Raw genomic sequence first — 23,209 nt, 5'->3', positions numbered from 1 at the left:
TCCGGCGCCCAAATGGGCGGCTCAATCTATCGGGCAGCTCGATTTGCCGCGTGGATCATGCGCTATCTGTCCGAGGTCTGCCAGCGCGGATTGATCCATGGTTCCTGGTTGGACGGCGCCAGTGGCGTGCGGCCAAGGATGTGGTCGGACGCCTTCTCGCCGGTCATGATCGACGGCGCATTGAGGTTGCCGTTGGTGACACGCGGGAAGATCGAGGAATCGGCGACCCGCAATCCGTGGACACCGATGACCCGGCATTCCGGATCGACGACGCTCATCAGGTCGTCGGAGCGGCCCATCTTGCAGGTGCCGCAAGGGTGGTAGGCGCTCTCGGCATGGTCGCGAATGAAGACATCGAGATCGTCGTCCGACTGCACATGGCTGCCCGGCGAGATTTCCTGGCCGCGATAGGCGTCGAAGGCCGACTGGCCAAAGATCTCGCGAGTCAGCCGGATGCAGTGACGGAACTCGGTCCAGTCGTCCGGATGCGACATGTAGTTGAAGCGGATGACCGGCTTCGCTTTCGGGTCCGGCGAGCGCAGCGTCACCGAGCCGCGCGACTTCGACCGCATCGGCCCGACATGCGCCTGGAAGCCGTGCGACTTCGCCGCCGCCTTGCCGTCATAGCGCACCGCCGCCGGGATGAAGTGATACTGGATATCAGGATAATCGACACCGGCGTGCGAGCGCACGAAGGCCGCCGCCTCGAAATGATTGGTGGCGCCGAGACCCGACTTGAAGAACAACCACTGCGCCCCGATCAGCGCCTTCGAGAACGGGTTCAGCACCGAATTCAGGGTGATCGGCTTGGTCGATTCCTGCTGGATATAAAGCTCCATATGGTCCTGCAGGTTGCGGCCGACGCCGGGCCGGTCGGCGACCACGGCAATGCCGTTTTCGCGCAAATGCTCGGCCGGGCCGATGCCCGATAGCATCAGGATCTTGGGCGAATTGATCGACGAGGCGGCGACGATCACCTCACGTCGCGCCTTAACGACCTGAATCTGTTTGTGAGCTTCGATCTCGACGCCGACGGCGCGTTGATTCTCGATGATCACCCGACGGGCGAAACCCTTGAGCAGGCTAACATTCCTGCGTTTGAGAGCCGGCTTCAGATAGGCGCTCGCTGCCGACCAGCGGCGGCCGCCGCGAATGGTCTGCTCCATCGGCCCAAAGCCTTCCTGCTTGGAGCCGTTGTAGTCATCGGTCAGTTCGAACCCGGCCTGGCGGCCCGCTTCGACGAAGGCGCCGTAGAGCGGATTTTTACGCGAGCCGCGCTGGACATGCAGCGGCCCGCTATGCCCGCGCCAACCATCCTCGCCGCCGTCATTGTCCTCCATGCGCTTGAAGTAGGGGAGCACGTCGGCAAAGCCCCAACCCGTTGCACCCTCTTCGGCCCAATGGTCAAGTCGCGGGCATGGCCGCGTACATAGACCATGCCGTTGATCGAGGACGAGCCGCCGATGACCTTGCCGCGCGGCGTCGCCAGCACGCGGCCGCCGAGATGCGGCTCCGGCTCGCTGGCAAAGCCCCAGTCATAGAGGTTCATATTGAGCGGGATCGACAGCGCCGACGGCATCTGGATCAGCGGCCCGATATCGCTGCCGCCGAATTCGATGACGATGACCGAATGCTTGCCGTCCTCCGACAGGCGATAGGCCATGGCCGAGCCGGCCGAGCCGGAGCCGATGATGACGAAATCCGCTTCAAGCATGGTTCATATGCGCCATAAAATCGGCGAGCGAGACATTGCCGCCGGTAGCCACAACAAGGACGGTCTTACCCGCCACATCCACTTTGCCGCCGAGCAGCGCCGCGAGTGACGCAGCCCCAGACGGCTCCAGCACTAGTTTCATCCGCTCGAAGGCGATCTTCATCGCCCGCCGCACCGACTGGTCGTCGACAGTGATGCCGCGAACACCCGCTGTCTTGACCGCCGCGAACGGCGCATCGCCAGGCCGCCGCGACATCAGCCCGTCGCAGATCGATTTCGGCCCGATCGGCATCGTCTCGATGCTGCCATGCGCCAGCGACGAGCCCATGCCATTGAAACCTTCCGGCTCGACGCCGATGATCTCGGTCGCCGGCGACAAATAGTGGAAGGCGAGCGAAACGCCGCCGATCAGCCCACCGCCGCCGACCGAGCAGAACAACAGGTCGGCGCTGGCGCTCTTGGCCTCGAGCTGGTCTAGCGCTTCGAGGCCGGCGCCCGCCTGGCCGGCGACGATCTCCGGATCGTCGAACGGATGCAGCAAGGCCAGCCCTTCCGTCTCGGCGATCTCGCGCGCCTTGGCGGCGGCGACCTCTTCACGCGCCCGCTCGCCGTGATCGGTCAGCACGACGCGCGCGCCATAGCCCGCGGTCGCGTCGCGCTTGGCGGCCGGCGCGTCGATCGGCATGACGATGGTGACTGGAATGCCGAGCGCCTGGCCGGCAGCCGCCAGCCCTTGCGCGAAATTGCCGGAGGAATAGGCGACGACGCCCTTCCTCGCCTCGTCGGCCGACAGCCGCTTCAGCCGCCAATAGGCACCGCGTACCTTGAAAGACCCGGCCCATTGCAGCGATTCCGGCTTGATGAAGACGCGGGCAGCACCCGTCTCTCTGGCAAGCGCCGTCGATTCCAGCAGCGGCGTGATCTGCGTCGCCTTGGAGGTGACGGCATAGGCCTGTTTGAGATGAGCCAGCGAAGGGACAAGAAGGTCTGTCATCATTCGCCTCGCGGGAATCGTTTCTGCTCTTCGAGCACGTTGAGATCCATGTGGTTGCGCATGTAGCGTTCCGACGCCTTCTGCAGCGGCTGGAATTCCCAGGGATAGTGCGTGCCGTTGCGCAGCGCCGGATAGACCACCCAGCGCCGTGCCTGGCTGGCACGCACGGCGGCGTCGAAGGCCGCCATGTCCCACCGCGCGCGCACCTTTTCCAGGAAAGCCGCCACCCGATCGGCATGCGCCGGATCGGTGGCAAGATTGCTCAATTCATGCGGGTCGGCTTCGATATCATAGAGTTGCGGCGGATCGATCTCGCAATGGACGAACTTGTAGCGGCCCTCGCGGATGGCCACCAATGGCGCGTTGGAGCCCTCGGCCGCATATTCCATCAGCACCGGCGCCGTGCGTGGCTTTCCATTCAGCAGCGGCAGCAGCGACTGGCCGTCGGTCCATGGCGCGATTGCGCCCATGTCGATGCCGGCGAGATCGCACAGCGTCGGCGTCACGTCGAGATTGGACACCGGCGCCTCGATCAGGCCGGCCGGCACGCCCTTGCCGGCGATCATCAGCGGCACCCGCGCCGAACCCTCGAAGAAGCACATCTTGAACCACAGGCCGCGCTCGCCGAGCATGTCGCCATGGTCCGAGCAGAACAGGATGATCGTGTCGTCGAGCATGCGCGTGCGCTCGAGCACCGACAGCAACTCGCCGACCTTGTCATCGAGGTAGGAGATGTTGGCGAAATAGCCGCGCCGCGAGCGGCGGATCTGTTCTGCCGTGATGTCGAAACTGTCGTAGTCGGAAGCCTTGTAGAGCCGCTGCGAATGCGGATCCTGCTTGTCGTACGGGATGAAACCGATCTCTGGCTCCAGAGCCGGGCAATCCTCGTAAAGATCCCAATACCGCCGCCGCGCCACATAGGGATCGTGCGGATGGGTGAAGGAAACGGTCAGGCACCAGGGCCGGTGCGCGGCATCGTCGGAGACGCGGGCGAAGTCGTAGAGCTTCTGCACCGCGTGGAAAGCGACCTCGTCGTCATATTCCATCTGGTTCGAGATTTCGGCGACGCCGGCGCCGGTCACCGAGCCCAGATTGTGATACCACCAGTCGATGCGCTCGCCGGGCTTGCGGTAGTCCGGTGTCCAGCCGAAATCAGCGGGATAGATGTCGGTGGTCAGCCGCTCCTCGAACCCATGCAACTGGTCGGGGCCGACAAAATGCATCTTGCCCGACAGAACTGTGTGATAGCCGTCAGCGCGCAGATGATGGGCAAAGGTCGGGATCGACGACGCGAATTCGGCGGCGTTGTCATAAACCTCGGTGCGCGACGGCAACTGGCCGCTCATGAACGAGGCGCGGCCCGGCGCGCAGAGAGGCGAGGCGGTGTAGTTGTTCTTGAAACGAGCCGAACGCGCCGCGAGCGCCTTCAGATGCGGCGCATGCAGGAAGCCTGCCGGGCCATCGGGAAAAAAGTCCCGTTGAGCTGATCGACCATGACGATCAGGAAATTGGGTCGCTTCGCTGTCACTGTTTGTGCCGCTCGCCGAGTTTGGTTTCGAGATAGTCCTCGACCAGCGCGATCGCGGTCGCCGCGTTGGGCACGCCGTCCTTCAGCGCCCGCCTGATGTAGAGCCCGTCGATCATCGCCGCCGTCGCTTCGGCGGCGCGGTCGGCTTCGGCCCTGGGCAGGATGCCGGTCAGCCCACTCATCAGGTTCGAATGCAGCCGCCTTGCATAGACCCTGAGCAGCCGGCGCAAAGCCGACGATTTCTGCGCCTCGACATAGAAGGCAAGCCAGGCGGCGATGGTTTCAGGCTGGAACTGCAGATCGGAGAAATTGACGGCCACAACGGCGGAGACGCGCTGACGAGGAGTCGTCGCGGAACCAAGGGCGCGAAGTGTGTCCGCGGTCAGCTCGGCCAAGATGTGGCGCATCGTCGCCAGCAGCAATTCGTCCTTGGCGCCGAAATAATGATGGGCAAGTGCGGAGGACACACCGGCGCGGCCGGCGATCTCGGACATGGTCACGTCAAGCGAGCCGCGCTCGCCGATCGCAGAGATCGTCGCGTCGATAAGCGCCTTGCGGCGCAGTGGCTCCATTCCGACTTTCGGCATGCTGTTCCCGATTTTTGCGCGTAGATTATTTTTTATTGACGGGTCAATCAACAAAAAATCGACACGACCACGACCTGTACCAAGCGATTGTCGGCTTGCGGCCCTTCACGGCCTGGGTGAGAATGTTTATATTTGAACAATAAAGGCGAAGTGCGCCATGAGCCCGGTATGTTAGGCTGGCGCCAAGGATGGAGACCGCCATGACCGCATGCATCGTCGGCTGGGCGCATTCGCGCTTCGGCAAGCTTGAGGGCGAGACGCTCGAAAACCTGATCGTCAAGGTCGCGACGGACGCGCTCGACCATGCCGGCATCGGCCCGGACGAAGTCGACGAGATCGTGCTTGGCCATTTCAACGCCGGCTTTTCGGCACAGGATTTCACCGCCAGCCTGGTGCTTCAGGCCGACGACCGGCTGCGCTTCAAGCCGGCGACGCGTGTCGAAAATGCTTGCGCCACCGGATCGGCGGCGGTCCGGCAAGGCATCCGCGCTATCGACGCCAACGCGGCCCGCATCGTGCTGGTGGTCGGCGCCGAACAGATGACGACGACGCCCGGTCCGGAAATCGGCAAGAACCTGCTGAAAGCGTCCTATCTGCCCGAGGACGGCGAGACGCCTGCGGGCTTCGCTGGCGTCTTCGGCAAGATCGCGCAGGCCTATTTCCAGCGCTATGGCGACCAGTCCGATGCGCTCGCTATGATCGCCGCCAAGAACCACAAGAACGGCGTCGACAACCCCTATGCGCAGATGCGCAAGGATTTCGGCTATGAATTCTGCCGGCAAGAGAGCGAGAAGAATCCCTTCGTCGCTGGCCCGCTGAAGCGCACCGACTGTTCGCTGGTCTCCGACGGTGCTGCTGCTCTGATCCTTGCCGACACGGCAACAGCGCTGAAGATGCGCCGTGCGGTCGCCTTCCGCGCCAACGAGCATGTGCAGGATTTTCTGCCAATGTCGAAGCGCGACATCCTGTCCTTCGAAGGCTGCGAGCAGGCCTGGACCCGGGCGCTGAAGAACGCCGGCGTGACGCTCGACGATCTGTCCTTCGTCGAGACGCATGACTGCTTCACCATTGCCGAGCTGATCGAATACGAGGCGATGGGCCTGGCCAAGCCGGGCGAGGGCGCCAAACTGGCGCTGGACGGCACGACAGCAAAGGACGGCCGCCTGCCGGTCAATCCCTCCGGTGGGCTCAAGGCCAAGGGCCATCCGATCGGCGCCACCGGCGTCTCCATGCATGTCTTGACCGCCATGCAGCTTGTCGGCGAAGCCGGCGGCATCCAGGTGCCGGGCGCGAAGCTTGGCGGCATCTTCAACATGGGTGGCGCGGCCGTCGCCAACTACGTTTCCATTCTCGACCGGATCAGGTAAACCGCCCGCATTACAGCGCGGCGCGCCTTTTGGGGCGCGCGCAAAGGACGCTGTAACACTGGGATTTGGCGGGAGGGTTCATGACAAATCCGGTTCTGATCGAAGTCTTGCGCGGTGCGATCGTCGAGAGCGCGCATCGCGGTGCCGTCGCGGTCTTCGATGCCGATGGCAAGCCGGTCCTGGAGATCGGCGACACCTCGAAGCCGGTGTTTCCGCGCTCGGCGGTCAAGGCCATCCAGGCCTTGCCGCTGGTCGAAACGGGTGCCGCCGATGCCTATGGCTTCGGCAATCGTGAACTGGCGCTGGCCTGCGCCTCGCATTCGGGCGAGCCGGCGCATGTCGAACTGGCGCGGTCCATGCTGGCCAAGGCCGGGTTGGACAAGTCAGCGCTTGAATGCGGCGCGCATTGGCCCTCGAACCACGTCGCCGAGATAGCACTCGCCCGCACCGGCGATTTGCCCAATGCGCTGCACAACAACTGCTCAGGTAAGCATTCCGGCTTCCTCTGCACCTGCGTGCACTCCGGCATTGCGCACCGTGGCTACGTCAAGGCGGGTCACGCACTGCAAGAGATGGTGCGCGACGCCATGCAGTCGGTCACCGGCGCTGTCCACGGCGCCGATGAGCGGGCCACCGACGGCTGCTCGATCCCGACCTATGCGGTGCCGCTCAGGAGTTTCGCGCTCGGCTTTGCCCGCATGGCGACGACAAACGGTTTTGGTCCAGAACGGGCCAAGGCGGCGAAGCGGCTGCTCTCAGCCTGCATGGCGGAGCCCTTCTTTGTCGCCGGCACCGGCCGCGAAGACGTCGCCCTGATGGAAGCAGCACCGGGCCGGATCTTTGCGAAAGGCGGCGCCGAAGGCGTCCACTGCAGCGCGATACCTGAACTTGGCCTCGGCATCGCGATCAAATGCGATGATGGCGCCGGCCGCGCCAGTGAAGCTATGGTCGCCGCCGTGCTCGCCAAGCTGCTGCGTGCGGACGAGGCTCTGGCGGCGAAGCTTATTGAACTGGCGAACGCGCCGATTGAAAGCCGGATCGGCGCCAAGGTCGGAGCGCTGAGGCCGACACCAGCCTTGAATTGAAAATTGCCCTCAACTGACGCGGTTGCGCTCAACGGTCAAATGCGCAAAGCCGCTGTTGCTCAGTTGGGTCAGGTCTGCTGTGACCGGCTCGGCCCAGCGCTGACCGATGACGGCGCCGTTCAACGCGCCGTCGATGACGTTGTCGGAGATGACGGCCGTGCCGGCGCCTTCGACCACGCTGACGACGATGCCCGTGCCGGCCTTGCGGATGATGTTGCCGGTGGCCACGACATTGCGCAGATACGGTCCCCAGCCGATCGACATGCCGTAGAGCGGCGCATTCTCGATGACGTTGTTGGAAGCGATGGTGTCCGCCTCGACGGCGATGCCGACGCCGAAGCCGGGCGGATCGGCGGTGTAGGCGCCGCTGGTCGACAGATTGCGCACGATGTTGCCGGAGCAGACACCCATGCGACCGCCTTCGTTGAAGTTGACGATCGAGATGCCGTTGGCCGCGCCGTCGACGATGTTGTTGCTGATGACGGCGCCCTCGAAGGAGAATTCGGAATAGACCGCGGTCTCGCCCGAGCGCGAGCAGGTGTTGCCTGAAATCTGCAAATTGCTGGAACTGTTGGCGCGGATCGCCGAGAAAGCGCAGTCCGAAACGACATTGCCTGAGATGATGACGTTGCCGGCGCGGAAGGCATTGATGCCATTGCCGTTCTGGCCGGTTCCGCCGCTGCGCGCGCCGATGCGTTCGACACGGTTGCCGGCAACCATGGTGCCGTCCTCCGCCGCCTGCCAGCGATGCACGAGAATGCCGCCATTGGCGCAGTCGAAGACGGTGTTGTCCGTGATTGCCAGCCCGGCTGCCTCGACCGAATAGATGCCGGCGTCCGCCGCGCCCGATATGTCCGAGCGTTCGATGCGGCCTGCCACATGTTCCAGCGCCAGTCCGTTCTTGCCGCTGCCGGTTATCTGGCAATTGTCGACGACGAGATGGCCGACCCGGCGCAGATCGAGCAGCCCTTGTGCATAGTCGCCCATCGAGCGGTTCGAACCGTCGAAGACCAGTCCGCTGAGTTCGATATGATCGGCCTGTTCGGCCATGAAGAGGTGACCGTCGCCGCCATAGACGATCCGCGTGGCGCCCGGCACGCCGGAAAGACGCACGCGGCCGGGCAGCGAGAGATTGGACACCACATAGGTGCCTGCCGGCAGGAACGCCGGTATATCGCGGTCGTTCGAGTCACGCAGCAGCTTGGCAAAGGCCTTGCTCTGATCGTCGAAGGTGCCGGGTTGTACGCCGAGTTCGGTGGCATTGATCGAGCCGCGCATCGAAGCTTTTTCGATACCGGTCAGGCTGGCTGCCGCCGCCTTGCCAAGCGCGAGGCCCATCACGGCAAAGCCGGCGGTTTGCGTCAGCAGCGTTCGTCTGTTCAACATCGGCACAGAATCCCAGTGTTCATCTCCGATGTCGCAGGAATCGTGCCAGATATTCTGTTCCTTTTCGCGAAGCATCGACAATGGCTTGTCGAGTGGCCACTCGGCGCCTAAGTTCAGGCAATGAGCAGAGCTTTTACCCGCGAAGAAGACAGCGAGAATGCCATTGCTGGTGTTGGTGAGCGGCCGATCAGCACGCACCGCAATCTGGTGACCGAGCGCGGCCTGGCGCAGATCGAAGACAATCTGGCCGATCTGCGCGACATTCTGGCGAAAGCCGAGAAGAAAGCCGATCGCGAGCGCATCGCGGTGGTGTCGCGGGATTTGCGCTATTGGACCGCCCGGCGCGAAAACGCCGAGCTTTCCGTGCCGGAGCCCGGCAGCGACGTCGTCCGTTTCGGCATGGGCGTCACGCTGGAAGGCGATGACGGCAAGAAGGTGCACTGGAAGATCGTCGGCGAGGACGAGGCCGATCCCACCAAGGGCACGATTTCGCATGTGTCGCCGATGGCGGTCGCCCTGTTCGGCAAGAAGGTCGGCGACCTGGCTGCGGTCAACGGCAAGGAATGGGAAATCGTCAAGCTGTCGGACAGTTAGAGTAGCATAGCCTAGTTGGCTGCCAGCAGCCGATCCATCAACCGGTCCGCCGCCTCGGGAATAACCGTCCCCGGCGGGAAGATTTCCGCCGCGCCGGCTTGCAGCACCGCGTCGTAATCCTGCGGCGGGATGACGCCGCCCGCCACGATCAGCATGTCGCCTCGACCAAGCTTCTTCAGCGCGTCGCGCAACTCCGGTATCAGCGTCAGATGGCCTGCCGCCAGCGACGAGGCGCCGATGATATGGACGTCGTGCTGGACCGCCAGTTTCGCGATCTCTTCCGGTGTCTGGAACATCGCGCCGACGGTGACGTCGAAGCCGAGATCGGCGAAGGCCGTGGCGATCACCTTCTGCCCGCGGTCGTGGCCGTCCTGTCCCATCTTGGCAACGAGGATGCGCGGCTTGCCGCCGTTTTTCTTCTCGAAAGCTGCGAGCTTGTCCTGCAGCCCGTCGACCACGGGATTGTCGCCAAGCGCCTTGCGATAGACGCCGGAAATGGTCTGCACCACAGCGACGTGGCGGCCAAAGGCTCTTTCGAGCGCAAACGAAATCTCGCCGACTGTGGCATTGGCGCGCGCGGCGCGGATGGCGAACTCCAGCAGGTTCTCATTGCCCTGTGCAGCGCGGGTCAGCGCATCGAGCGCGCTTTCGACGGCGGCAACCTCGCGCGTGCCCTTCAGCCGCTGCAGCTTCGACAATTGCCGGGCCCTGACTTCGGCATTGTCGATTTTCAGCACATCGACCTCGATATCATTCTCGGGGCGATGCGCATTGACGCCGACCAGCATCTGCTCGCCGGAATCGATGCGCGCCTGCGTGCGCGCCGCCGCTTCCTCGATGCGCAGCTTCGGGATGCCTTGCTCGGTCGCGGCGGCCATGCCGCCGAGAGCCTCGATCTCCTCGATATGGCTCAGCGCGCGCGCCGCCAGGTCGTGGGTCAGCCGTTCGAGATAGGCCGAGCCGCCCCACGGATCGATGATGCGCGTAGTGCCGGATTCCTTCTGCAGGATGAGCTGCGTGTTGCGGGCGATGCGCGCCGAATGGTCGGTCGGCAGCGCCATCGCCTCGTCGAAGGAATTGGTGTGCAGCGACTGGGTATGCCCTTGGGTCGCGGCCATCGCCTCGATCATGGTGCGGATGATGTTGTTGTACGGGTCCTGCGCCGTCAGCGACCAGCCGGACGTCTGGCAATGGGTGCGCAGCGACAGCGAGCGCTCGTCCTTCGGCGCAAAATTCTTCTTCATCAGCGTCGCCCACAGCAGGCGCGCGGCCCTGAGCTTGGCGACTTCCATGAAGAAATTCATGCCGATCGCCCAGAAGAAGGACAAGCGTGGCGCGAAGCGATCGATATCGAGGCCCGCCGCGACACCGGCGCGGGCATATTCGATGCCGTCGGCGATCGTGTAGGCGAGCTCCAGGTCGGCCGTCGCCCCGGCTTCCTGCATGTGGTAGCCGGAGATCGATATCGAATTGAACTTCGGCATGTTCTTCGACGTGTAGGAGAAGATGTCCGAAACGATCCGCATCGAGGGTTTCGGCGGATAGATGTAAGTGTTGCGGACCATGAACTCCTTCAGACGTCGTTCTGAATGGTTCCGGCCAGATCCTTCTGCGCAACGCCCTGTTCCTCAGCCGCGACGATGTAAAGCGCCATGATCGGCAGCACCGCGCCGTTCATCGTCATCGACACCGTCATGTCACCGAGTGGAATGCCGTCGAAGAGCTGTCGCATGTCGAGGATGGAATCGATGGCGACGCCCGCCATACCGACATCGCCGGCAACGCGCGGGTGGTCGCTGTCATAGCCGCGATGTGTGGCGAGATCGAAGGCGACCGACAGGCCTTTCTGGCCGGCGGCAAGATTGCGCCGGTAAAAGGCGTTGGACTCCTCGGCCGTGGAGAAACCGGCATATTGCCGGATCGTCCAGGACTGCTGGACATACATGGTCGGGTAGGGGCCGCGCACGAAGGGCGGCAGGCCCGGATAGGTGTCGAGATGCGGCAGACCCTTGAGATCGCCCTGATTGTAGAGATGCTTGACGACAAGGCCTTCTGGCGTCACCTGCTGGCCCTTGACCTCGACCGGCGCGCGACGCGGTGGCGCCCAGCCGACCTGACTGAAATCCGGAATCAAGAGGCGGCCCCGATGGATTGGTCGATGCGAACAGGAGGGAGAGGTTCGCACAGGACGACGCCTTCGATGAAGGCAGGCCGCTGCTGTGCGTCCAGCGTCTCGACCGGACGCTCGGCCTTCTGCGGATAGAGCGTTGTGCCGATGATCGCCCGCTCACCGGACTTAAAGGCGGCGTCGCGCCGAGCGGCCGCGGCGCGAACGCGCTTCTGGATGTGTCCGTCCCGAAGGCTGAACAGCACACCTCCCTCGGCCTCGATCGTCTGCAGCTCCGCCCAGGCGGCTTCGCAAAGGTCTGACGTCAGCGCTTCGACCGCGCCGGACCCATAGGCGGGATCGGCGACATGGTCGACATGGCTTTCATTGGCCATGATCAGCTGCGCGTTGCGCGCGACGCGGCGGGCAAAAGGCGCCGGCAGGCCGTGCGCGATCGTATGCGGCAGGATGGAGATCGAATCGGCTCCCCCCGCCGCCGCGGCGAAACAGCCGATCGTCGTGCGCAGGATGTTGGTCTCCGGGTCCAAAGCCGTCATCATGCGAAAGGAAGTCTCGGCATGGATGTTGGCTGTCGAGTTGGGGATCGAGCAGGCCTCCTGCACCCGTGCCCACAGCCTGCGCAGCGCCCGGACCTTGGCCATCGACAGGAACTGGTCCTGGTCGACGCTGAGCGCGAAGCCGATATGCGGTGCTGCATAGACGAGCGGTTGCCGCGCCTTCTCGAACATTCTGAGATACGAGACAGCCGAAGCCAGCATGATGCCGAGCTCCTGCGCCTCCGTGGCGCCGGCATTGTGGAAGACGCGACCGTCTGCCTCCAGCAGCACGCCCGGAACGCCCATCGAGAAGAAATGTGCCAGCGATTGCGGCATCGATTCCTGCAGCGCCTCGATCGACATGCGCAGCCGGCCGGTGCCGGCAAGGATAGCCGCCGGATCGATGCCGAAGGACAGGTTGAGTTTTGCCGGGTCGGAGCGGCGCTTGCTCAGGAACGCCACCAGCCAGTCGGCCATGGGGCGGCTCCAGGGGTGGGTGTCGATGCGGATCTGGATCCGGTTGAGGGGCACGCCTTCCAGCACCGTCTCCAGCGCCTGTGCAGTCCTCGGCAGACCGTAGCCGAATGCGTTCGGAGCACCTTCGAAGACAAGCGACAGTCCCGTTGCGCCCTGCGCGATATCGTCCAGGACCTGCGCCTTGGCGCGATCGACATCAGGATCATCGACGCGCTGGCTGACGATCCAGGGCGATCGGGGATTCGCGCGCACGATCGGCTCGGCCCCGGTCGAACGGTCGTAGAGCGGCTCGATGCGGATGGTGTCGTCGGTGTGCGAAACCAGCTTTTCCTCGAAGGATGCGCCGGCCAACGCCTTTTCCGCCAAGGCCAGCCAACGCTGGCGCTCCGCGTTCACAGGTTCTGCATCCTTGGTCAAGGCTCCGGCGCCCATCCATCTTCCTCATTCATGTGGCCGCACCAGCCGGGCGGTTCAGTCTACGGTCCCCGGTCGGTTATCGCAATGCACGTCCCGGGTCCGAATGCGATCCATTGGATATAGGTCGGCTTGCGTGGACGAACCATGAACGATTGCCAAACGCCAGCAAAATCCGCAAGTTCCAAAAATCCGATTTCGGCGATAGGCCCGCTTTGGACAATTGTCATTGTCGCTGTGCAACAGCCTCACTATACCTTCGGGCAAAGGCTGGCTTTTGACACATCAATTTGCGGAGACCCTGGATATGGCTGACGACACCAGTATTTTCATCGGCGCCAGCCGCAAGCCCGACGACAGCTATCAGCGCCCCGAGGAATTGCTGCTGCAGTATGGGAATCGGCATGGTCTGGTGACCGGGGCCACCGGCACCGGCAAGACCGTCTCCTTGCAGATTCTGGCCGAAGGGTTTTCGAATGCCGGCGTGCCGGTGTTCTGCGCCGACATCAAGGGGGACCTGTCGGGCATCGCCATGATGGGCACGGCGCAGGATTTCCTGGTCAAGCGGGCCGCGCAGGTCAAGCTCGACCCCTACGACTTTCAGGAATTCCCCGTCATCTTCTGGGACCTGTTCGGCGAGCAGGGCCATCCGATCCGAGCCACCATCTCGGAAATGGGACCGCTGCTCCTGTCGCGGCTGATGAACCTGACAGACGCGCAGGAAGGCATCATGAACATTGCCTTCCGCATTGCCGATGAAGAGGGTCTGCTGCTTCTCGACCTCAAGGACCTGCAGGCGTTGCTGGCCAACATCGCCGAGCGCGCCGAAGAGATCAGCGCGCGCTATGGCAATGTCACCAAGCCGTCGGTGGGCGCCATCCAGCGCACGCTGCTGGTGCTGGAGCAGCAGGGCGCGGCGAACTTCTTCGGCGAACCGGCCCTGCGAATCGCCGACATCATGCGCACCACACGTGACGGCCGGGGCGCCGTCAGCGTGCTGGCCGCCGACAAGCTGATGATGAACCCGCGGCTCTACGCGACCTTCCTGCTCTGGCTGATGTCGGAGCTGTTCGAGGAACTGCCCGAAGTAGGAGATCCCGACCAGCCGAAGCTGGTGTTCTTCTTCGACGAGGCGCATCTGCTGTTCGACGAGGCGCCAAAGGTGCTGATCGACCGCGTCGAGCAGGTGGTCCGCCTGATCCGTTCGAAAGGCGTCGGCGTCTATTTCGTCACGCAGAATCCCCTCGATATCCCCGAGAAGGTGCTGGCCCAGCTCGGCAACCGTGTTCAGCACGCGCTGCGCGCCTATACGCCGCGTGAGCAGCAGGCGGTGAGGACAGCAGCCGAGACGTTCCGGCCGAATCCCGATTTCGACTGCGCCACCACCATCACCCAGCTCGCCACCGGCGAGGCGCTGGTCTCGACACTTGAGGACAAGGGTGTTCCATCCATGGTTCAACGCACCTTGATCCGTCCGCCGTCGTCGCGGCTCGGGCCGATAACCCCCGCCGAGCGGCAGAAGCTGATCGCGGAGAGCCCCGTCGCCGGCCAGTACGACCAGGTCATCGACCGCGAATCGGCCTTCGAGATCCTGCAGAAGAAGACCAGGGAGGCACAGGACGCCGAAGAGCAGGCGCAGCAGGCGGGCACTGGCGGTTCGCGCTGGACCATTCCAGGCTTCGGCAATGATGATCCCGCACCGCAGTCCGGTGGCCGCCGCGCACCGGCGCCGCGCCCCTCCAATCGCCAGACGGTGGCTGAAGCCGCGATCAAGTCGGTGGTGCGCTCGGTCGGCTCGTCGGTCGGACGCGCCATCGTGCGCGGGATCCTGGGAAGCCTGTCGCGAGGGCGTTGAGCCGCGCCCAGGGCAGCGAATCGGGCGCGGCTCGCTAGATGTTTTCGCGGGTGTAGATCTCGAAGGGCAGGATGTTTGTAAAACTCCCGCTTTCGTTCGGCGCTGAGACAGCGCGGATCATGCCAGCCAGGGTCTCTTGCGCGATGCGGGCGAGGGGGTGCGAGATGACGAAGGTCAGCGTGCCGTCGAGTAGCGCCGGGCGGGTCGACTCCATCAGTTCATAGCCGACAACGACGAGGCTTCCGGCCCTGCCGGTGGAGCGCAGGGCGGCAATAGCGCCGGTGATGCCGCCGCCGGCGACATAAAGACCGGACAGATCGGGATTTTCGTTCAGCAGCTTTTCGGTCATCTCCTGCGCGATGGCGCTGGATTCGAAAGTCAGCAGCGGCTCGAGCAGGGTGAAACCAGGGGCGTGCTCGCGAAAATAGGAGCGAAAGCCGCTCTCGTTCATCTCCTGGCAGCGGTAGCGGTGGTTGCCGACGAGGATGCCGAGCTTGCCGGGCGCGCGGCAGACATGTTCGAACACCCAGGCCGCTGTGCGGCCGACCTTCCAATTGTCCAGTCCGATGTAGCGCACATGTCCGGTCGCCGAAATCTGCGAGATCAGCGCAAACACCGGCACGTTGCGGGCATGCAACGTGTCCACCGCCTGGGTGACGAGGGATGGACCGCGGCGACGACGCCGACGGCGTCGCATTCGGTGCCGAGCGCCAGCATCCGCGAGGCGACATTCTGCGGCGACAGGTCGTCCAGAAACTCCGTGCGCAGCTCTATCTCGCAGTCGGGCATGGTCGGCGCCACCGCGCGCAGCGCCTCGGCGATGTTGCGGTAGAAGGCGCGGCCGGGCTGGTGCAGCAGGAAACCGAACCGGTAGCGCGGTCGGGCGGCCGCCACGCGGCTGCGCAACGCGCCCATGCCGTAGAAACCGATCTGCTCGGCCGCCAGCTTGACGCGCTCGCGCGTGCCCTGGCGGACGGCGCCAGCGCCGCTCAGCACCCGGTTGACGGTGGCCACCGAAACATTCGCCTCGGCGGCTACATCCTTGATCGTCGGCCGCTTGTTCTGATCCATTTCGTCTCATCCGCTTGTAGCAATTGATACGAAAATATCATTTGCCGTGCCAGATTGATATGAATGACACAATCCAATTGGAACAAACATTCTATTCTTGATTCATTTTGGATCAAGATGTTTATCTCGTCAAAAGCAAGCAAGGCGGACGCACCGCCAGCCCAGGGATAGCAGCAGCACAGCACGGACGGGTTTTCGCCCACCGCCCTCAGGCGGTTTGAGGCAGCGCGCGTGCGGCCTATCCCAAGGCGTTGCGGGTGGAGGATTGCATGGACGATCTCAAATACGGCGTGCGCGACAAGCGCGGCGACTGGAAGCCGAACGGACGCATCGAGGGTGCGCCGTTGTGGAACTGCCCGCCAAGGCTGCCGAAGATCCTGGCATGGCTGCCCGGCTATATCTGGCCGTGGAATGCCTTCCACATGGCCACCGCGCTGCTGTACTGGTTCTATATCGTGCCGAGCGTCGAGACGATGAAGACCATCGGCTGGGGCTGGGCGCTGTGGCTCTATGCCGTCAATGCCGCTGCGATCCTGGTCTTCTACGGCATTTTCGAGCTGCGCTACTACATCAAGCGCGCCCAGGCGACGCGGTTCAAGTACAACCACAAATTCCCCGCCGATGCGCCCTCCGACGTCTTCTGGTTCCAGAGCCAGAACCTCGATAATTTCATGCGCTCGTTCTTCATCACCATTCCCCTATGGACGGTGGTCGAAGTCATCTTTCTCTGGTGCTTTGCCAATGGCTACGTGCCGTGGGTCGGCTGGCAGGATCATCCGGTCTACCTCGCCGCCCTGGTGCTGGTCGCGCCGGCCATCCACGAGGTGCACTTCTTCTTCATCCACCGCCTGATCCACTGGGGACCGCTCTATCGCTGGATCCATTCGGTCCACCACAATTCGATCAACCCGTCGCCCTGGTCGTCGCTGTCAATGCATCCGGTGGAAGGGTTCCTCTATCACGCGGTCGCCTTCTGGCACCTGATCATCCCGTCCAATCCGATCGTCGCGCTGTTCCAGCTGCATGTCGCCGGCTTCGGTGCCGTCAATGGCCATCTCGGCTTCGACAAGCTGGAAGTGACCGAGGACACGGCCGTCAACAGCCACGCCTACACGCATTACCTGCACCACAAATATTTCGAGGTGAACTATGGCGGCGACGGCCTGATCCCGCTCGATCGGTGGTTCGGCACCTGGCACGACGGCACCCGAGAGGGCGAAGCCATGATGGACGCCCGCTTCCAGAAAAAGAAGGAACGCATGAACGCCAAAGCCGCGGCGAACCATTGATCTACCGACGCGCAACGGGAGAGAGGCGCGTCGGCAGATGAATTCAATTTTTTCTAACCCGTCTGACGACGGCAACCGGGAGGAATGAAATGAAAAATATCACGAAACTGCTGACGGCAATCATGCTTGCGGGCGTGGCGGCGACATCGGCCACGTCGGCAATGGCTGACGGGGCGAAGATCTTCGTCATCGGCGGCAAGGCGGACGACCCGTTCTGGTCGAAGGTCAAGAAGGGCGCCGACGATGCCGGCAAGGTCGCCGAACTGACCGGCGGCTCGGTGACCTGGCTCGGTCCGCAGAACTACGACAATCTCGGTCCGGACGCCGCCAAGCTGATCCGCACCGCGCTCAGCCAGAAGCCGAGCGCCATTGTCGGCCCCGACTGGGTGCCGGAAGCCATGGACGACGCTTTCAAGGAAGTCGTTGCGGCAGGTGTGCCGCTCATCATCTACAATTCCGGCGGCATGGACGCGGCCAAGCGGCTCGGCGCCATGAACTATGTCGGCAATGAGGAATACGCCGCCGGCCTTGGCGGCGGCACCTATTACGGCAGCCATGGCGCCAAGAACGTGCTGTGCGTCAACACCTTGCCGGGCGCCACCAACACCGAAGACCGCTGCAAGGGCATTGCCGACGCCATCGCCAAGAGCGGCGGCAAATCGAGCCAGTTGCCGCTGCCCTCATCCAGCTTCGGCAACCCGACCGCCGTCGCCGAGGCGATCAAGGCCGCCGTGCTGAAGGACAACACCATCGACGGAGTCATCACCATCAGCGCCGGCGACGCCAACAGCGCCGCCAACGCCATCAGCCAGGCCAATGCCGGCGACAAGGTCAAGCTCGCTTCCTTCGACATGGATGAGACCGGCCTGCAGCGCATCAAGGCCGGCACGCAGATGTTCGCGGTCGACCAGCAGCCCTATCTGCAGGGCTATCTCGCCGTGTCGCTGCTGAACGGCTTCGTCAATTATGGGCTCGACCTGCCGACCAAGCCGGTGCTGACCGGACCAGGGATCGTCGACGCTGCCAATGTCGACGCGACAATGGCCGGTGCTGCGGCCGGCGCTCGCTAGCGCTACGCCTCACCTTCTCCCCTTGTGGGAGAAGGTGGATCGGCGCGTAGCGCCGAGACGATTGAGGGGTGGGTGACGGATCGCCGTCCTTGCCAAGCTGGAGCACCCCTCATGCGTCGCCTTCGGCGACACCTTCTCCCACAAGGGGAGAGGGGAGCCGCGTTTCAAGCCACAACGCCAGGGACATTTCGATGACATCCCAAGCCCACCACCAACCCGCCGCGGCAGCCACCGCGCCGCCCGCCCCGCACTCTTCGATGCCCTCGATCGGCAGCCTCGTGCGCCGGCCCGAGGTCGGCTCGCTGATCGGTATGATCGCCGTTCTGGTCTTCTTCTCGATCTTCGGCGGCGCCAATTTCATGTCGGCCGGGGGTGCTGCGAGCTGGCTCAACGTCGCCTCGGAACTCGGCATCATCGCGCTTCCCATCGGGCTGCTGATGATCGCCGGGCATCTCGATCTCTCCGTCGGCTCGATGGTCCCCGCCAGTTCGATGACCATTGCCATCCTGTCGGGCCATTATGGCCTGCCGATCGTCGTCGGCATCCTCGCCGCGCTTGGCCTGGGACTCGCCGTCGGCTTCATCAACGGCGTGCTGGTGATCCGCACCAAGGTACCGTCCTTCGTCGTTACGCTCGCCACGCTGTTCGCACTGGCCGGACTGACGCTCGGCATTTCGGTCATCCTGTCTGGCAGCACCAGCGTTGCGCTGAAGAGCGGCCCGACCGCCAAGCTCCTGTTCGGCGACTATCTCGGCGGCAAGTTCGAGGTGACGCTGTTCTGGTGGATCGCCGCCGTCTTGATCGTCGGCTTCATCCTGAATTTCTCGCGTTTCGGCAACTGGATCCTGGCCATGGGCGGCGACGCGGTGAGCGCCCGCAATGCCGGCATCCCGACCGATCGGGTGACCATCGCGCTGTTCATGAGCAGCGGCCTGTGCGCCTCCTTCGTCGGCATGTCGCAGGCGATCCTCTACAACAGCGCCCAGGTGGCCGCCGGGCAGTCCTTCATCTTCAACTCGATCATCGCGGTGGTCATCGGCGGCGTGCTGCTCACCGGCGGCTACGGTTCGGTGGTCGGTATCGTGCTGGGCACGCTGACCTTCGCCATCGTCAACCAGGGCATTTTCTACACCGGCTTCGACGCCAACTGGGCGAGCCTGATCATCGGCGTCCTGCTGCTGGCGGCCGTGTTGATGAACAACACCTTCCGCACCATGGCGCTGACCTATGCGCCGCGCACCAAACCGAGGGCACGCTGATGACCACGCCCCTGCTCAGGCTGACCGCAATCAACAAGTCGTTCGGTCCGATCGACGTGCTCCACGACATCTCGCTCGAGGTCAACCGAGGCGAGGTGCTGTGCCTGCTCGGCGACAATGGCGCCGGCAAGTCGACGCTGATCAAGATCCTCTCCGGGGTCCACAAGCCGACATCGGGCACGATGGAGATGGACGGCAGATCAGTCGCCTTCGACAGCCCCCGCGACGCCAGCGACCATGGCATCGCCACCGTCCACCAGTTCGGCGGGACATTCCCGCTGATGAGCATCGGCCGCTCCTTCTTCGTCGGCGCCGAGCCGACGCGGCGCTGGGGACCGCTGACCATCTACGACCGCAAGCGGGCCAACGAGATCGCCGTCACCGAGATGCGCCAGCTCGGCATCACCCGCATCGACGATGGCGATCGCCTGGTCGGCGGACTGTCGGGTGGCGAACGCCAGGCGCTGGCGATCGCACGCGCCGTGCATTTCGGCGCCAGCGTGCTGATCCTTGACGAGCCGACTGCGGCGCTCGGCGTCAAGGAGGCGGCGCATGTGCTGCGCATCGTGCTGCAGGCGCGGCGCAAGGGCATTGCGGTGATCTTCATCACCCACAATGTCGTCCATGCGCTCACCGTCGGCGACCACTTCGCCGTGCTTATCAGGGGCGCCAAGGCCGCCGACTTCCGCAAGGGCGAGAAAAGCCGCGAGGCGATCACCGACCTGATGGCCGGAGGCGAGCAGATGGCCGAGCTCGAAGCCGAGATCGAGAGCTTCTCCGCCACCGATGACGGGCATGCGCAGCACGGTGCGAGCCATGCATGATCAGTGAAGACGCCCATCTCCTCCTCCCGGGCATCTTCCTGGGCGGCCGGCGGAATCCCGCCGGCCGCCTTTTCGACCAACCAAAGAACAGACGGCAGAGTGACAATGGCGAAATGGATTGATGCGTGCGCGACCGATGACATCGACGAAGAGGACGTCATCCGCTTCGATCACGAGGGCCGGACATTCGCCATCTACCGCAGTCCCGACGATGCGTTCTTCTGCACCGATGGGCTGTGCACGCATGAGAAGGTGCATCTGAGCGAAGGGCTGGTTATGGAACACAGGATCGAATGCCCGAAGCACAGCGGCGTGTTCGATTACCGGACCGGCGAAGCGCTGCGCGCACCGGTCTGCGTGAACCTGAAAACCTACACCACGAAGGTCGAGGACGGCCGCGTGTACATCGAGGTCTGACATGTCCGATACGTTTACGCTCGCGGCTTGCGTCGAAATGCTCTGGCGCGACAAGCCGATGGAATGGCGCGTCAAGCGCCTCACCGAAATGGGTTTTCAGGTCGGCCTCTGGAACTGGCCCGAGCACGATCTCGCAATGCTGGAAAGGTCCGGCGCCACCTTCTCGATCATGAATGGCTATTTGCGCGGCCGGCTTGCCGATGACGAGGGCGCCGCCGAATTGCTCAAGACGGCGAAGGAGACGGCGGCGGTCGGCAAACGCCTCGGCGTCGCGCGGCTCAATCTGCACGGCACCGGGCTCGGCGAAGGCGGCCTGCCGGTCACGCCTTGCGAGACCGTCACCGGCGCCATGTGGCTCAAGGCGCGCGACACGCTGAACCGCATCGCCGACCTTGCCGAGGCGGAAGGCGTGACCTTCACGCTGGAGAATTTGAACCTGCCGGTCGACCATCCCGGCGTGCCGTTCGGGCGCGCGCAAGACACGCTGGCGCTGGTCTCGAGCGTCAACCGGCCTGGCCTGCGCCTCAACCTCGATCTCTACCATGCGCAGATCGGCGAAGGGAATTTGATCGAGCTGTGCCGCGCCTGCTTGCCCTGGATCGGCGAGGTCCAGGTGGCCGACGTGCCCGGACGCATGGAGCCGGGCAGCGGCGAGATCAATTACCGGGGCATCGCCCGTGCCTTGAAGGAGATGGGCTATCGCGGGCCAGTGGGCATGGAGGCGTTTGCCTCCGGCGATCCCGACGCCGCCCTGCAGGCCTTCCGCGAAGCTTTCACTGTCTGAGGGAAAAAGAATGGTTACCAAGAACAGCCGACCGACCGTCGCCGACATCCGAGCCATGAAGGGCCGCGGACAGAAGATTTCCATGCTTTACGTCACCTCGCTCGAAGAGGCGGCGGCGGCGGACGCGGCCGGCGTCGACATGCTTTCGATCGAGGGCCGCTTCTTCTCGCCCGAAATGCGCGAGGCGGCCGGCCGCTGCTTCGTCCAGGTCGGGCTTCCCTACGGCCCTGCCGGCAATCTGGTCACGGCGGAGGACTATCTGAAAACCGCCTACCACTTCATGCGCATCGGCGGCGATTGCTTCTACTGCGCAGCCTCGCTCGATATCCAGAAGACGCTCTGCGACAACGCCGTGCCGGTCGTCGCCCATGTCGGGCTGATCCCCTCGCAATGCACCTGGACCGGCGGTTTCAAGGCCGTCGGCAGGACGGCCGAGAGCGCGCGTGCCGTGTGGGACCACGTCAAACGTCTCGAGACCATCGGCTGCTTCGGCGCCGAGCTGGAGGTGGTGCCGGACCGGATTGCCGAACTGATCACCAGGACCACGCCGATGATCATGCTTGGCATGGGCGCCGGACCGCATGCCGACGCGCAGTATCTGTTCAGCGAGGACGTGCTCGGCCACACATCAGGCCACAGACCGCGCCACGCCAAGACCTACCGCAACTTCGCCGCCGAGTATGAGCGACTGCAGCGCGAGCGCATCGCCGCCTATCGCGAGTTCATCTCCGACGTGAAGACCGGCGCCTATCCCGAGCCGCAGCACGTGGTCGCCATCACCGACGAGGAGCTTGCGGCGTTCAGGGCTCCGCTTGGCCTCTGACGGATGCCGTCCCCGAAATCGTAGGCTGTGGGCGCCGGCACGCATGGAGGGAGCGACGGTTGTCCGCCGCTCCTTCGACAAACTCAGAAGATCGCGTTCGTGACCGCCTTGACCGGCCCGAGCAGCACCGATCCGTCCGGCACGCCGGCGTCGATCGGGATGGCCTTGTGGTTCGCCGTCGCTGCCGCCACCTGCGGCTGGCTGGCATCGCTGGTCACGATGACAGGGGTTTTCGACGGCACGCGGTCGTAGAGGTCGATGATGTCCTGGTTGATCAGGCGCACGCAGCCTGATGAGACCGACTTGCCGATCGACTTCCATTCCGGCGAGCCGTGCAGGCGGTAAAGCGTATCCACATTGCCCTGGAAGAGATAGAGCGCGCGGGCGCCGAGCGGATTCTTCAGCCCACCAGGCATGCCGCCATTGTCGGCGCTGTACTGCTTCAATTCCGGCTGCCGGGCAACCATTTCATCCGGCGGCGTCCATTTCGGCCATTTCTGCTTCCACTGCACGACGGCGTCGCCGGACCATTCGAAGCCGGCGCGGCCGAGGCCGACGCCATAGCGGATCGCCTGGCCACCTGGACGAACCAGATAGAGGAAATGGCCTGTCGTATCGACGACGATGGTTCCCGGCTTCTGCCCGGTCGGGTCGGGAACGATCTGGCGCAGGAACTGCGGATCGATCCTGTCGACGGGGATGGCCGGCAGGTCGAAGCCGCCATCGCTGACGGCCGCGTACATCGACGCATAGTCGGCAAGAGGCGGCTCGACATAGGTTGGCGGCGGCGGCTCGACTGGCTCGGGGCCGGTGGTGGCGCATGCGGAAACCGCGATCGATGCGGCGCCCAATGCTGCGGCGTTGAGGAAGCCGCGACGGCTCAGGCGATAGGATTCGATTTCGGTTATGGACATGACTGCCTTCTTTAAGACTCAAATTGCAACAAAGCGTCAATACGCCGACGACCGTTGCAGGTGCCTGACAACACCTGGCGCGATAGGCGGTTC

At 64.0% G+C, this 23,209-nt stretch carries 18 protein-coding genes and 3 pseudogenes; 11 read left to right on the top strand and 10 right to left on the bottom strand.

Annotation, left to right across the window (positions count from 1 at the left end; genetic code table 11):
- Window positions 1-62: 62 nt before the first annotated feature.
- From betA to betI, 4 genes and pseudogenes are all read right to left on the bottom strand, one after another.
- A pseudogene (gene betA, locus AC0V8S_RS29155) lies at window positions 63-1,714 on the bottom strand (choline dehydrogenase).
- On the bottom strand, window positions 1,707-2,708 hold the full coding sequence (locus AC0V8S_RS29150) for a threonine/serine dehydratase (protein WP_475434890.1): 1,002 nt from the start codon (window positions 2,706-2,708) through the stop codon (window positions 1,707-1,709). The pseudogene betA and the gene AC0V8S_RS29150 overlap by 8 nt, the downstream one beginning before the upstream one ends.
- Window positions 2,708-4,236: pseudogene (betC, locus tag AC0V8S_RS29145) on the bottom strand (choline-sulfatase). Before betC ends, AC0V8S_RS29150 begins: the two are co-directional and overlap by 1 nt.
- Entirely contained in the window at window positions 4,233-4,823 is a 591-nt protein-coding gene (gene betI, locus AC0V8S_RS29140) for a choline-binding transcriptional repressor BetI (RefSeq protein ID WP_475434888.1), read from the bottom strand. Before betI ends, betC begins: the two are co-directional and overlap by 4 nt.
- A 200-nt stretch (window positions 4,824-5,023) precedes the next feature.
- Here betI and AC0V8S_RS29135 point away from each other — a divergent pair, with 200 nt between their 5' ends.
- Both AC0V8S_RS29135 and AC0V8S_RS29130 read left to right on the top strand, forming a co-directional pair.
- Complete coding sequence (locus AC0V8S_RS29135) at window positions 5,024-6,190, top strand: acetyl-CoA acetyltransferase (RefSeq protein WP_095204293.1); 1,167 nt, start codon at window positions 5,024-5,026, stop codon at window positions 6,188-6,190.
- A gap of 80 nt (window positions 6,191-6,270) precedes the next feature.
- Complete coding sequence (locus AC0V8S_RS29130; protein ID WP_475434886.1) at window positions 6,271-7,275, top strand: asparaginase; 1,005 nt, start codon at window positions 6,271-6,273, stop codon at window positions 7,273-7,275.
- 9 nt (window positions 7,276-7,284) lie between these two features.
- Here AC0V8S_RS29130 and AC0V8S_RS29125 read toward each other — a convergent pair whose 3' ends face one another.
- Window positions 7,285-8,661 carry a TIGR03808 family TAT-translocated repetitive protein gene (locus tag AC0V8S_RS29125; RefSeq protein ID WP_475434884.1) on the bottom strand — a complete coding sequence of 459 codons (1,377 nt, stop codon included), beginning with the start codon at window positions 8,659-8,661 and terminating at the stop codon, window positions 7,285-7,287.
- A gap of 120 nt (window positions 8,662-8,781) precedes the next feature.
- On the opposite strand from AC0V8S_RS29125, the gene greA reads away from it, so the two are divergent.
- A complete protein-coding gene (gene greA / locus AC0V8S_RS29120) occupies window positions 8,782-9,255 on the top strand; it encodes a transcription elongation factor GreA (RefSeq protein WP_183457650.1) in 474 nt (157 codons plus the stop codon).
- Window positions 9,256-9,266: 11 nt separating this feature from the next.
- On the opposite strand, the pseudogene scpA reads toward greA, so the two are convergent.
- Window positions 9,267-11,389, bottom strand: a pseudogene (scpA, locus tag AC0V8S_RS29115) (methylmalonyl-CoA mutase).
- Window positions 11,386-12,828, bottom strand: a complete 1,443-nt coding sequence (locus AC0V8S_RS29110; protein WP_183457654.1) for a methylmalonyl-CoA mutase subunit beta — start codon at window positions 12,826-12,828, stop codon at window positions 11,386-11,388. The pseudogene scpA and the gene AC0V8S_RS29110 overlap by 4 nt, the downstream one beginning before the upstream one ends.
- Window positions 12,829-13,117: 289 nt before the next feature.
- Here AC0V8S_RS29110 and AC0V8S_RS29105 point away from each other — a divergent pair, with 289 nt between their 5' ends.
- On the top strand, window positions 13,118-14,665 hold the full coding sequence (locus tag AC0V8S_RS29105) for a helicase HerA-like C-terminal domain-containing protein (RefSeq protein WP_475434883.1): 1,548 nt from the start codon (window positions 13,118-13,120) through the stop codon (window positions 14,663-14,665).
- Between the two features lie 34 nt (window positions 14,666-14,699).
- Here the strand turns inward: AC0V8S_RS29105 and AC0V8S_RS29100 are convergent, their stop codons facing one another.
- Both AC0V8S_RS29100 and AC0V8S_RS29095 read right to left on the bottom strand, forming a co-directional pair.
- Window positions 14,700-15,302 (bottom strand): substrate-binding domain-containing protein, encoded by a 603-nt coding sequence (locus tag AC0V8S_RS29100; RefSeq protein WP_475434881.1) that lies wholly within the window; start codon window positions 15,300-15,302, stop codon window positions 14,700-14,702.
- Window positions 15,269-15,736 (bottom strand): LacI family DNA-binding transcriptional regulator, encoded by a 468-nt coding sequence (locus AC0V8S_RS29095; RefSeq protein WP_475434880.1) that lies wholly within the window; start codon window positions 15,734-15,736, stop codon window positions 15,269-15,271. Before AC0V8S_RS29095 ends, AC0V8S_RS29100 begins: the two co-directional genes overlap by 34 nt.
- A 269-nt stretch (window positions 15,737-16,005) precedes the next feature.
- Between AC0V8S_RS29095 and AC0V8S_RS29090 the strand changes: the two genes are divergently transcribed.
- The 7 genes from AC0V8S_RS29090 to AC0V8S_RS29060 all read left to right on the top strand — a co-directional run bounded on the left by AC0V8S_RS29090 (window position 16,006) and on the right by AC0V8S_RS29060 (window position 22,202).
- Entirely contained in the window at window positions 16,006-17,025 is a 1,020-nt protein-coding gene (locus tag AC0V8S_RS29090; RefSeq protein ID WP_475434878.1) for a sterol desaturase family protein, read from the top strand.
- Window positions 17,026-17,114: 89 nt separating this feature from the next.
- Window positions 17,115-18,095, top strand: coding sequence for a sugar ABC transporter substrate-binding protein (locus AC0V8S_RS29085; protein WP_475434877.1), 981 nt, complete (start codon window positions 17,115-17,117; stop codon window positions 18,093-18,095).
- 257 nt (window positions 18,096-18,352) lie between these two features.
- On the top strand, window positions 18,353-19,354 hold the full coding sequence (locus AC0V8S_RS29080; RefSeq protein WP_183465211.1) for an ABC transporter permease: 1,002 nt from the start codon (window positions 18,353-18,355) through the stop codon (window positions 19,352-19,354).
- Window positions 19,354-20,178, top strand: coding sequence for an ATP-binding cassette domain-containing protein (locus AC0V8S_RS29075; RefSeq protein WP_183457662.1), 825 nt, complete (start codon window positions 19,354-19,356; stop codon window positions 20,176-20,178). Before AC0V8S_RS29080 ends, AC0V8S_RS29075 begins: the two co-directional genes overlap by 1 nt.
- A 105-nt stretch (window positions 20,179-20,283) precedes the next feature.
- A complete protein-coding gene (locus AC0V8S_RS29070) occupies window positions 20,284-20,595 on the top strand; it encodes a MocE family 2Fe-2S type ferredoxin (RefSeq protein WP_096456187.1) in 312 nt (103 codons plus the stop codon).
- Window position 20,596: 1 nt separating this feature from the next.
- Window positions 20,597-21,379 (top strand): hydroxypyruvate isomerase family protein, encoded by a 783-nt coding sequence (locus tag AC0V8S_RS29065; protein WP_183457665.1) that lies wholly within the window; start codon window positions 20,597-20,599, stop codon window positions 21,377-21,379.
- A 10-nt stretch (window positions 21,380-21,389) separates the two neighbouring features.
- A complete protein-coding gene (locus tag AC0V8S_RS29060; protein ID WP_183457667.1) occupies window positions 21,390-22,202 on the top strand; it encodes a 3-methyl-2-oxobutanoate hydroxymethyltransferase in 813 nt (270 codons plus the stop codon).
- A gap of 83 nt (window positions 22,203-22,285) precedes the next feature.
- Here AC0V8S_RS29060 and AC0V8S_RS29055 read toward each other — a convergent pair whose 3' ends face one another.
- Window positions 22,286-23,116, bottom strand: a complete 831-nt coding sequence (locus AC0V8S_RS29055; RefSeq protein WP_183457669.1) for a L,D-transpeptidase — start codon at window positions 23,114-23,116, stop codon at window positions 22,286-22,288.
- Window positions 23,117-23,209: the final 93 nt, after the last annotated feature.

This window comes from Mesorhizobium oxytropidicola (genome assembly GCF_056174625.1).
The sequence above is the reverse complement of the archived record's forward strand: the minus strand, read 5'-3'. Positions and strand labels throughout refer to the sequence as shown.